Annotated in this window: 9 protein-coding genes; 5 read left to right on the top strand and 4 right to left on the bottom strand. The window is 32.0% G+C overall.

Annotation, left to right across the window (positions count from 1 at the left end; translation table 11 throughout):
• The first annotated feature begins 11 nt into the window (after nt 1-11).
• The 5 genes from ABHQ57_RS06230 (at nt 12) to ABHQ57_RS06250 (ending at nt 5,264) form a co-directional block, all read left to right on the top strand.
• Complete coding sequence (locus tag ABHQ57_RS06230; protein ID WP_389862809.1) at nt 12-1,496, top strand: S8 family serine peptidase; 1,485 nt, start codon at nt 12-14, stop codon at nt 1,494-1,496.
• 100 nt (nt 1,497-1,596) lie between these two features.
• On the top strand, nt 1,597-2,112 hold the full coding sequence (locus tag ABHQ57_RS06235) for a DUF4136 domain-containing protein (RefSeq protein WP_159490014.1): 516 nt from the start codon (nt 1,597-1,599) through the stop codon (nt 2,110-2,112).
• A gap of 286 nt (nt 2,113-2,398) precedes the next feature.
• Nucleotides 2,399-4,129 (top strand): hypothetical protein, encoded by a 1,731-nt coding sequence (locus ABHQ57_RS06240; protein ID WP_389862813.1) that lies wholly within the window; start codon nt 2,399-2,401, stop codon nt 4,127-4,129.
• A complete protein-coding gene (locus ABHQ57_RS06245) occupies nt 4,116-4,613 on the top strand; it encodes a hypothetical protein (RefSeq protein ID WP_167713398.1) in 498 nt (165 codons plus the stop codon). Before ABHQ57_RS06240 ends, ABHQ57_RS06245 begins: the two co-directional genes overlap by 14 nt.
• A gap of 60 nt (nt 4,614-4,673) precedes the next feature.
• Nucleotides 4,674-5,264, top strand: a complete 591-nt coding sequence (locus tag ABHQ57_RS06250) for a hypothetical protein (RefSeq protein ID WP_167713400.1) — start codon at nt 4,674-4,676, stop codon at nt 5,262-5,264.
• Nucleotides 5,265-5,323: 59 nt separating this feature from the next.
• Here the strand turns inward: ABHQ57_RS06250 and ABHQ57_RS06255 are convergent, their stop codons facing one another.
• The 4 genes from ABHQ57_RS06255 to ABHQ57_RS06270 all read right to left on the bottom strand — a co-directional run bounded on the left by ABHQ57_RS06255 (nt 5,324) and on the right by ABHQ57_RS06270 (nt 10,562).
• Nucleotides 5,324-5,707 carry a DNA-binding protein gene (locus tag ABHQ57_RS06255; protein WP_124591174.1) on the bottom strand — a complete coding sequence of 128 codons (384 nt, stop codon included), beginning with the start codon at nt 5,705-5,707 and terminating at the stop codon, nt 5,324-5,326.
• A 277-nt stretch (nt 5,708-5,984) separates the two neighbouring features.
• On the bottom strand, nt 5,985-7,049 hold the full coding sequence (locus tag ABHQ57_RS06260) for a phytase (protein ID WP_389862818.1): 1,065 nt from the start codon (nt 7,047-7,049) through the stop codon (nt 5,985-5,987).
• A gap of 2 nt (nt 7,050-7,051) precedes the next feature.
• A complete protein-coding gene (locus ABHQ57_RS06265) occupies nt 7,052-9,799 on the bottom strand; it encodes a TonB-dependent receptor (protein ID WP_389862820.1) in 2,748 nt (915 codons plus the stop codon).
• Between the two features lie 265 nt (nt 9,800-10,064).
• On the bottom strand, nt 10,065-10,562 hold the full coding sequence (locus ABHQ57_RS06270; RefSeq protein WP_047789860.1) for a hypothetical protein: 498 nt from the start codon (nt 10,560-10,562) through the stop codon (nt 10,065-10,067).
• Nucleotides 10,563-10,566 lie beyond the last annotated feature (4 nt).

Raw genomic sequence — 10,566 nt, forward strand, 5'->3', positions numbered from 1 at the left:
CCCCTTCGAAAATGAAAAAAATACTTTTAAGCCTAACGGTTGTTTTAACTATGATCTCATGTTCTAATAATGATGAAGCATTAGACATAAAACAAGATCAAGATTTACTTACCAAAAAAGAAATTAATTCAAAAATCAAGGAGTCTTTACAAAAAACTGGAGATTTCAAATGGATGTCACAAGATGCTCATACTATATGGAGTGCAGTAAATCATGGAGAAAATATCTTGACTATAGGGTACGGTACTTCAAAAAATAACTATGCAAAAAGTGAAGAAAGTACTAATATAAAAGATGAGTTAATAGCATTAGTAAAAAGCTTTGAATCAACTTCTGCTAAGGGAGAAACGGAGCTGTATGTAAATGAAAATATTAATGTATTAGATATTAGAGTTACTAACAAGGAAACAATAAATGTCTTATTAAAAGATAGTAGAGTTCGTTATATAGAACCGGGAGGTTATAGTTTTTTAGAGTCTACTGCACAAGCTAAGTCAAGTTCATCAGGTTCTTCAGGATGTGGCTATGGTACGGCTACTTTAAGCACCAATGACTATAGAACAGTAGCACCAGGGGCTAAATTACCATGGTCTTTTGATGCGCACAATATTTCACAAGCTTGGAATTACAGTACTGGGTCAGGAATTACTGTAGCGGTGGTTGATTCTGGTTTGTCACCAGAACAAAAATGGATGAATCAATATTTTAATGACGGATATTCATCAGGAAGAACAGTTCAGAAATATGGAACGTTTGTAGATTCTTGGTGGGCGTGGTCTAATAATTATGATGGAGTAAATGATAAGTGTGGTCATGGAACCAAAATGGCTGCAGTAGCGACTGCTCCAAGAAATAATGATAATCTACCTGTAGGGGTTGCTTACAATGCAAACTTAGTAACGTATAGGGCTGTTGAAAATGTAGTAATTGACGATTACCATGAAAAAAGAGGTGTTGTTGAAGCCTTAACAGCATTGGCAAATAGAAGTGATGTAAAAGTTATTTCTATGTCATTAGGTTCTCCTTTTAGTATTGGTAATGTATCGGATGCAGTAAAGTATGCACATAGCAAAGGAAAAATGATTTTAGCAGCAGGAGGAACGTCTACTTCGTTTACTACTTGGTATGGAGTAATTTTTCCAGCAAGTATGTCTGAAACTGTTGCGGTAACAGGTGTTAAAGAAGGACAATATAGTAAGTGTGATGTATGTCATACCGGATCACAAATAGATTTTACGGTACAAATGCAACGTACTAACGGAACGGATAATAAAATTCCTGTATTGAGTTATTATGATGGACAAGCAAATTATGTAGGAGGTTCATCTGTAGCAACAGCAACAACTGCTGGTATTGCAGCGTTAGTATGGGCAAAACATCCAAGTTGGTCAAGAGAACAAGTTTTACAAAAAATGAAAGAATCCGCTGATTTTTATCCAAACAAACATTCAGAGTTTGGGTATGGAAATATTGATGCGTTAAAAGCAGTTCAATAAAAATCAACTAACTAACCTTAAAAAAGTCTCGTGTAAACGAGGCTTTTTGTATTTTTATAAGGTATAGTTTTTGATGAAACACATTGTAAAGAATTTATATATGAAGTATTACAAATATTTTTTTCTGTTAGTTATTATTGGTTGTGCCTCTTCTAAAGTAGTATATGATTACGATAGCCAAACAGATTTTAGTCAGTATAAGACCTTCAATTTTTTTGAAGATGCAGGTAAAGGTTTAAATGAATTAGATGTAAAAAGAGTCACTTATGAAATAACGACAGCTATGGAAGCCAAAGGGATGCGATTAACTGAAACCCCTGATATGTATATTAATATTTTAGCTGAAGAAAGAGAGTCTCTTAATAGAAATACGATAGGTGTTGGCTTAGGAAGTGGAGGAAGAAATGTTGGATTTGGAATTTCAGGAGGTATTCCTATTGAAAGTAGAAAAATAAACCAGCAATTAACCATTGATTTTGTTGAGAGTAAAGACAACCAGTTAATATGGCAAGGAATTGCTACTAGTGAAATAAGAGAAAAAGCTACTCCAGAACAAAAGAAATTATATTTTCAAAAAGTGATTGGTAAAGTAATCAATAATTATCCGCCGAAATAGCCTCCTTTTTGTTTTAAAATACTGATAACCGTACAATTGACGTACTAAAAGTAAGTCAGTGACTTACTTTTAGTACGTCACTGACTTACCTGTTTCTAATTTTTTATGCTTTACTTTGGAGTCAAGTAGCAGTATATTAGGTTTTTATGCTAAAAATGTTAAAGAAAACTCAGGGATATCCCTGAGGAGGAGTTAAAACAATTAGGGAAACTCCTTATTGTGTAAAAGACCATGAGCAACTACTTTTAAATAAAAAATTGTAACTAATTTTAAAACTATAAATAGTATGAAAAAAAGAAACAAACAAATTGCTAACCTTTTAAAACTAGGCGTTTTCCTTTTTGGAATTTCACTATTGCTATCGAGCTGTGAGAAAGATGAAATTATACCCAATACCCACACAGATAATACAACAAAACCATATACACTAGCAACATTAAATTATAAAGAACTTACTCACGATTCCGAATTTTCAAAATCCTTAAAGAAAATTGAAAAAAACCTGAGTACTAAAAATGTAAGTAGTAAAGGAAGTACAGGTAAAAAAAGACTCTCTATTTTAACCAATCAAATTGCTAAAATAAAAACCAAAACAACAATTTCTTGGACGTTTAAACTTGAAAACACATTAAAAGAAGCTTCTGTTTTTGAGAACTTACTAGTAAGAAAGTATAATAATGAGTTTAGCTATTTTTTGGTTTCGTACCAAGGAGAAAATAATACTAATAACGGAAAGAATACAGAAAAGTCGTTATTGTATAGCCTATCAAAAGAAGATTTTGATTTTAGTGAACTAGATATACAAGCAAGGAGCGACTCTTTTGATACACCAGGAGAGGACGATGGTGATTATGGAGGTGGTGGAGGAAGTACACCATGTGATGGAGTATGGATACCTGAATATAAAAGCTGTGATGCAGGAGGAAATGCAGATGGTCATTCTCCACAAAAACAATGGGATGGATCATATTGTAGCAGAAGTCAATTAACAGGTTATGTTATAGACTTTTCACACTGTACAAACTACACCCCACCAGGTGGTCCTTCAAACGATATACCAACAGATGATACTTCATCAGGAGGTGGAGGCTCAGGTACAGGAAGTTCTACAGGAGGAGATCCTATAATAACAACCCCTGTAGAAGATGCTGATGGAAATACTTATACAGAAGCACAAATTAGAACCAATAATATTAATAGAACTTTAGATAACAGCTTATCATTGTCGGAGCTCAACTTTTTATCAGACAGTAATAATTTAGTCACGACTAAAGAGGTAGAGGCTTTCTTATTTAAAAACACGACCTCAGAAGCCAAAACATTTGCCGAACAAGCCATTAAAGCGTTAGCAAATGGTGGTGAAGTAGATTTTGAAGAGCAAATTATTAACAAACTTACAGGCAAAGCTAAATGTGTTTATGAGAAACTAAAAAGCAATAGCTTGATTAAAAAAACATTGCAAGAATTTGATGGAACGGATGCTCTTATTAATTTATTGATAGAAGAAAAAGATATCGAAGAAGAAGGCGTTTCAGGGGAAACATCTTATGGTATTCCTATAAAAATAACTTTAGACACTCCTGATATGAATAATACTCCTTCTTTATGGGGTGCATATACAATTATTCATGAAGCCATTCATGCAGATATTTATAGAAAGGTTTTTATAACAGGTGGTTTATTATATACCCCACCAAATACTTATACATTAAACGGAACTAGAGCTGATTTCCCTACTTTGTTTGATTATTATGATAATTATCCCAACAATGCACATCATAATTATATGGCAGATTATTATAGAACAGCTATGGAAAAAGGGTTAAAAGAATATGCTACTTTAATAGGTAAAACATATCCTAATCAGTTATATAAAGATTTAGCTTGGGCTGGTTTGCACAATACTAAAGCATGGGATAATATGTATGCTGACCCAATATATACTCGAAATGAACAAAGAAGAATATTAAATTCTATAAATAACTTTAAAAACTCTGGAACCAATGAATGTAATTAAATTAACTTTTTACTTATTTCTAATATCTATTGTCAGTTTTTCGCAAACCAATAAAATTGATGCGTATTATATATTAAATGATAACCATAAAGATTATATTTTAAAAACTAATAAAATTTCAAAGATAAAAGGGGTGAAAAATTATACTAATATTAGTACGTTTAAGTTTTATGATAGAAAACTGTATGAAGAAAGACAAGAAAAGATTAAAAAAGATAAAAAAGAAGGGGAATTTAAGGGCTATATTTATTATGACCAACTTATAGAAACAATGGTTTTTAGTAAAGCTTATAATAATAAAATAAGTTATATAAATCATTGTGATACACATTTTTTAAATTTAGTAGATTACGATTGGTTAATTCAAAATAGTTGGAAAGAAAACAATCCAAATATATTATTTAAAGATTTATATTTTTTATTAAGAATTGAAAAGGATAAATATTTAAAGTTTAAAGTAGAAAGAACTCTAATTGCACGTTAAATGAAAGTAAACTATTTTTTAATCATAATTTTTCTTCTGACTTTTTCATCTTGTAAAAAGATGAAAACAAGAAATTACGAAGAGGAAAATACCTACCAAATTATTACTTTTTTAACTGAGGATGCTAAAGATTTTCTAGTTATGCCTCCTGTTCTTTATATACCTCCATTGCCAAATGCTAAAGACTATAATGTTAGAACAATGACATGTCAAGATAGTGTAAGAGGTTATGAATATCATTACAAACAATTAACTAAAAAGAAAACTATTGCTATAATTGATAGTTTATTTAGCTTAAAAAAAACGCATAGTTTTAGAGATGAATGTGATTTGGTTGATAATCAATTGCTAAAGGAGTTTAATAATTTAAGAGTAAGTAAAAAACTAGATATTTCAAAAGTTACTGTTTACGATAAAGATACATTAATACAATACAAAGAGGAATTTAGAAAGTTACCTTGGAAAGGTTTTGATAAAATGGACTTACTATTAAGTTTTTCAAGAATAGCTTTTAATGATAGTTTCGATAAAGCAATTGTAACTGTAGGGATGAGTAAAGGTAGTTTAGACGGTGTTTCAATTTTAGTATATTTAGAAAAAGAAAATTACCACTGGAGAATAAAATGTAAAAAAGTACTATCCATCTCCTAAACAAATTTAAAAACACAAAAAATCCCTATCATTTCTTTATGATAGGGATTTTTTACGTCTTACGCCTTCTTTTCAAAAGTAGCCAACTTTAAAGCATTTTTAATGAGTTTACCAGGTCTAAAAATAGTACGGACACTCTTTATGTTACTAGCAGTTACCTTATCGGCAGTTTCACTACCTTCACTACTACCACCTGCTTGTAAGGTAAAATAATCACCTGCATATACAATTTTACCATCAGCTACATCATTAGCAATTTTAGTAAATACTGTTTCTAATACAGCAAGAATATCACCCTTGCTAACCGTAGAGGTTTCAGAAGCATATTTAGCTAAGTCATTTAACGAGGTTTTACCATTCCCTACAATATTTGCATAAAACTTTTCAGGTACTTGAGGGTCTCTTGGATTTCTTCTTTTTACTACAGTGAATTTCACAGCCATAATTTTTAATTTTTTAAGTTATTATTGTTTTGAAAATAACAAAAGTCATACCAAAATAACAGCTACTTTTCTAACACTTAACAACCTATAAAAACAAAACACTAAGAAGACTTACAAAAAAGACCTTGACGTTTTTACAAAAACATCAAGGTGTTTTCATCAAAACATCAAGGTGTTTTTTCAAGACTATATTTTAAGCTAATTTTATTAGCATTAAAAAAGCCTCTTGGTTTTACCAAAAGGCTTTTAAAACTAAACAACAAATACACTATGTATACTAATCTAAATGTAGATTTTTAGAAATTTTTTGCCAATCCACCAGTTTAAAATTTTGATATAAGCTGTCCTTACCTTGGGTATTAGCACCATCTTGCGCAATAAAGAATCCTTTAGGGTATTTCGTACCAAAATTAACAGAGGTTACATCAATTCCGTCCGTATCGTAGGTACCGTCAATAGCACCGTCTTTTAATGAAAAGCTTCCTAGGTATTGATTGCTAACTCTATCGAAAACAGCATAACTGTTATTTCCTTGTGAGGATAAAATAATGTATCCTTTTCCGTTTCCAGCGTCGTATAAGGTAACACCTTCAAAATCATCCTTCATATTCAAATCGTTGGTGCTGATAACCTTTACACGGTTGTTTTCAGCATTAGGTTCTGCATCGTACTTCCAAAGCGCTTTGTTCTCTTCTCCAATATATACCTTGGCGTATACATCATCAGCAACAATACCTTCTCCTTGACTTCCTAATGAAAATTCACGAACTAACTTGGCATCAATTTGAGTGTTGTTTTCAAACAATTCCCATTGCTCAACACCGCCTTTTTTACCAACCATAAAAACATAAAATTTGTTAGTTTTTGGGCTCTTGTACATTCCTAAACCATAAACCTCTTTTAAGTTAGAAGTTATTTTTCGTGCAGCAGCATCTTCTAATTCACCTGTAGGTTTTACAATCAATATAGAAATAGTATTGTAGGTTCTATTACTAGCGGTAACTACCGAAACTTCTTTTCCGTTTAATAAAAATCCATCACGAATATCAACATTGTTTACACGTCCTATTTTATAGGAATACAAACGTTTTCCTTCTAAATTATAAACTTCTAAACCTTCTTTTTTGTTTGTGCCAATTATGGTTGATTTTGTTACATCAGCGGGATTTATCCACACACACGGGTCATCAGCAGCGTCGTCAAAAGAAGTAACAGGTGCTGTTTCAGCGTCAGCAACTAAAGCTACTACTGGTTTCGCTTGCGGGTTTTGATGGACTATTTTTTCAACTTTACAAGCGCTTAAAATAAGGCAAGTAAGTGTTATTTTATATAAATTATTCATTCTTAAAAATTGTATTTTAAACCAGTATTCCAATTGTAGTTATAAAACTCAGCTTGCATTGTTTGGTGTTTTGTTCCTTGGTAAAAACGTAATTCTTGATTGGTTAAGTTTTTCGCTTCAGCGAAGATTTGTAAGTTTTTAGTAATACGGTAAGAAGCATTTAGGTCTACAAACAATTGTTCGTCATAAAATACATCCGTAAAAGCATCATCTCCGTATTCAAAAATATAATCATCAGCAAAGTTTAAAGAGGCTCTAATTGATAGTTTAGAACTTTCATAGGCTAACGATCCGTTAAACATGTTTTTAACAGCACCAGCCAAAGGTAAGCCATCTTCTCTGTCGGCAATACCATCTGTTTTAGAGTCTGTATAGGTATAGTTACCATACACAGTTAAGTTTCTTAAGAAGCCAGGTAAAAAGTTTAATTTACGTTGTAAAGCCACTTCAAAACCATAAATTTCGGCAGTACCTCCGTTAAAAGGTCGTGTAACATCATAAGTTTCTGTAATACCCCCAACGGTAATTGGTTCTTCAGTAACTGAATTGTAAATAAATTTATCTAAATCTTTATAAAATGCTCCGGCAGATATAATTCCGACATTACTAAAGTAGTGTTCAAACATTAAATCAAAGTTCATTGCTTCAGTAGGATCTAAATTAGGGTTTCCATACTCAGCTTCAATATCATCACTATTAATGTTTCTATAAGGTACTAAATCGTAATAGTTAGGTCTCGCAATAGTATTTGTCCAAGCAGCTCTAACAATAGTATTTTTATCAATATTGTATTTAGCTTGTAGGTTAGGTAACCAATTGGTATAGTTTCGAGTTCCTGATGTTTTAGTTACATCACTTAAATCATTAGCTGTTTCAACATCAATAGCAAAACCGTTATAATCTATTGTTGTTTTTTCAACTCTTATACCAGCTATAAAAGAAAAGTTGTTACCTAAGTTTTGTTGTAACATTCCGTATGCAGCATAAATATTTTCATTAGCATTGTAGTTTTCAGGAACAAACTCATCAAGTACAAGTTCACCACCTGTTAGGTTTAAATTTCCTAAAAATTCTTTTGAAACGAAAAGACCTGATTTATAATCGTCACCTGCTAAATAACCATTAATAGTATAATCTTTAGTAGTGGTAGTATTCATGGTCGGAAATTGATCTTCTAAATCATACTCATAAAAGCTATTGTCTCTTACTTTTTCTTTGTACTTGTACTTAAAACCAAATTTTAAAGAGTTTTTGTAAGCTCCTGTAGCATTGATAGGAGCCAAGACATCAAAATTAGAACTGATTTTACGTTCTTGTGTAAATCCTTGTTGTTGGGTTACTTCTTTGTAATCAAAAGTTGAAGGATCGTTAAAGTCATTGTTTGTTGGTCGTAATACAGGGAAGTTTGTTCGCGAGAAGTCTTGCATAACTTCAATGTCATCATTCTCAAAACTAATATAACGTTCGTCTGGACGTTCTTCCTTGGCTTTGGCAGTTCCTGTTTTCCAGTTTAACTTAATGTTTCCGAAAATAATATGTTCTCCACCTACAGATATATTGTAAGTGCTTTGGCGCTCTAAACGTGTGTTGTCATTCGTATCATTGTTGATACCTCCTTTAGTTTGACGACGTACTTCAGCTTTTGATACTCCTGTAGCATCTGGTTCGTCTATTTTTCTAAAACGCACTCTATAACGGTTTTCATAGTCGTTTCTCTGATTGTACATTGATTTAAAGAAAAGTGTATTGTTGTTGTCAGGTGTCCAGTCTAAGTTGGCGGAAACACTCATTCTATTTCTTTTTACATCGTAACGTCTAATATCGTGTTCACCAATGTATGTTTTGTTGTTTTCTTTTTCCCACTCAAACTCAACATTATCTGAACCATAATCGTTAGAGTTGTATGAAGCATTGATTACATAGCCTAGTTCGTTTTTAAAAGCCCTGTTGGCAACTAATGCAGAAACATTATAGTTAGGCGTATTTCTTACAGGATTTTGTCCGTAAGAACCAGCAACGAAAGCTCTAAAAGTAGTAGGAGCAGAACGTGTAACTAAATTAACAGAGCCACCAATAGCGTCTCCTTCCATATCAGGAGTTACCGCTTTGTTAACTTCAATAGTTTGAATCATGTCAGAAGGAATTAAGTCCATTTGAACTCTACGGTTATCTCCTTCAGCAGATGGAATTCTGTCACCGTTTAAGGTTACCGAGTTTAATTGAGGAGCTAATCCGCGAATAACTATATCTCTAGCTTCTCCTTGGTCGTTTTGCATAGAAATACCAGGAACACGTTTTAAGGCATCACCAATATTGGCATCAGGGAACTTTCCTACTTGATCGGCAGAAATAATGTTGGTTATATTCTCTTTGTTTTTTTGTTGATTTAAGGCTTTAGCTTGCCCTTTCCCAATACTTCCTTTAATAACAACTTCATCCAACCTATCTATTTTAGGTGTTAGCGAAAAGTTTTTAGATTGAATATTGTTTGTAAGCGTAATGTTTTCTGTTAGGGTTTGATAACCTAAAAATGATATTTGAACCTCGTAATTTCCTACAGGAATATTTAAAAGTTCATAATTTCCATTAAAGTCGGTAGAAAACCCAACTTGTAAAGAAGGAATGCTAATAGTAGCTCCAGGTAAAGGTTGATTGGTTTCGTCTAAAACTCTTCCTTTTAAACCGGATTTGCTTTGTGAGTATCCTAAAATACTTACCAAGCAAAGTGTAATTAGTATTATTTTTTTCATTTTGAAATCTTTAGTGAATTGTCCACGGCGAAATTATTTACGATAACTAGCAACAAGATTTCAAATTTGTTAGTAAAAAATTATTAAAACTTATACATAAGGTTGATTATATGTTAATTAGTTGAGGTTTTTATAATGTTTAAGTGTTCTTTATTTAATATAAAATTTACCTTTTAAAAACATTTGATATTTAACTTTTGAAGTTTTAAAATAAAAAAGCCTCCAAATTAATTTGGAGGCTTTTGTTATATGTATTTAACGTTTTTTAGAATTGGTAACGGATACCTAAACCGAAGTCAGAGTTGAACCCGTCATAGCTATCATTAAATCCAATCTCAGGTCTAAAATCTAAAGATAAGATAAGAGGAATATCAAAGTTATATTCAATACCAACAACTCCAGATACGAAAACAAACGTTTCTGAACTTCCTTCTATAGTTGTTCCACCAGAAGAAACATCATCAAAACTCCAGAATCCTAAACCTCCACCAGCACCAGCATACCAGTTAAAGCGGTTTTCTATTTGCCAAACCCATTGGTATAAACCTGTAGCTTTAAAGCCGTCATAATTTTTACCATTCCTTAAACCTAAGTCAATTTCTAGACGATTGTTACTGCTTAATTTACGCTGGTAAGAAATTTCAGCTCCAAAACCATCGTTATCTCCTAAACGAAGACCTATTGCGTTATTTGAAATTTCTTGTGCATTTGCAGTGAAAAATGAAATGGTTAAAAAACCGATGAATAAAAAGATTTTCTTCATAATT

Source organism: Tenacibaculum sp. ZH5_bin.1 (assembly GCF_042865525.1).
GTDB lineage: Bacteria > Bacteroidota > Bacteroidia > Flavobacteriales > Flavobacteriaceae > Polaribacter > Polaribacter mesophilus.

Coding starts and splice junctions, on each gene's coding strand:
- ABHQ57_RS06230 (WP_389862809.1), top strand. CDS start 12: ATGAAAAAAATACTTTTAAGCCTAACGGTTGTTTTAACTATGATCTCA.
- ABHQ57_RS06235 (WP_159490014.1), top strand. CDS start 1,597: ATGAAGTATTACAAATATTTTTTTCTGTTAGTTATTATTGGTTGTGCC.
- ABHQ57_RS06240 (WP_389862813.1), top strand. CDS start 2,399: ATGAAAAAAAGAAACAAACAAATTGCTAACCTTTTAAAACTAGGCGTT.
- ABHQ57_RS06245 (WP_167713398.1), top strand. CDS start 4,116: ATGAATGTAATTAAATTAACTTTTTACTTATTTCTAATATCTATTGTC.
- ABHQ57_RS06250 (WP_167713400.1), top strand. CDS start 4,674: ATGAAAACAAGAAATTACGAAGAGGAAAATACCTACCAAATTATTACT.
- ABHQ57_RS06255 (WP_124591174.1), bottom strand. CDS start 5,707: ATGGCTGTGAAATTCACTGTAGTAAAAAGAAGAAATCCAAGAGACCCT.
- ABHQ57_RS06260 (WP_389862818.1), bottom strand. CDS start 7,049: ATGAATAATTTATATAAAATAACACTTACTTGCCTTATTTTAAGCGCT.
- ABHQ57_RS06265 (WP_389862820.1), bottom strand. CDS start 9,799: ATGAAAAAAATAATACTAATTACACTTTGCTTGGTAAGTATTTTAGGA.
- ABHQ57_RS06270 (WP_047789860.1), bottom strand. CDS start 10,562: ATGAAGAAAATCTTTTTATTCATCGGTTTTTTAACCATTTCATTTTTC.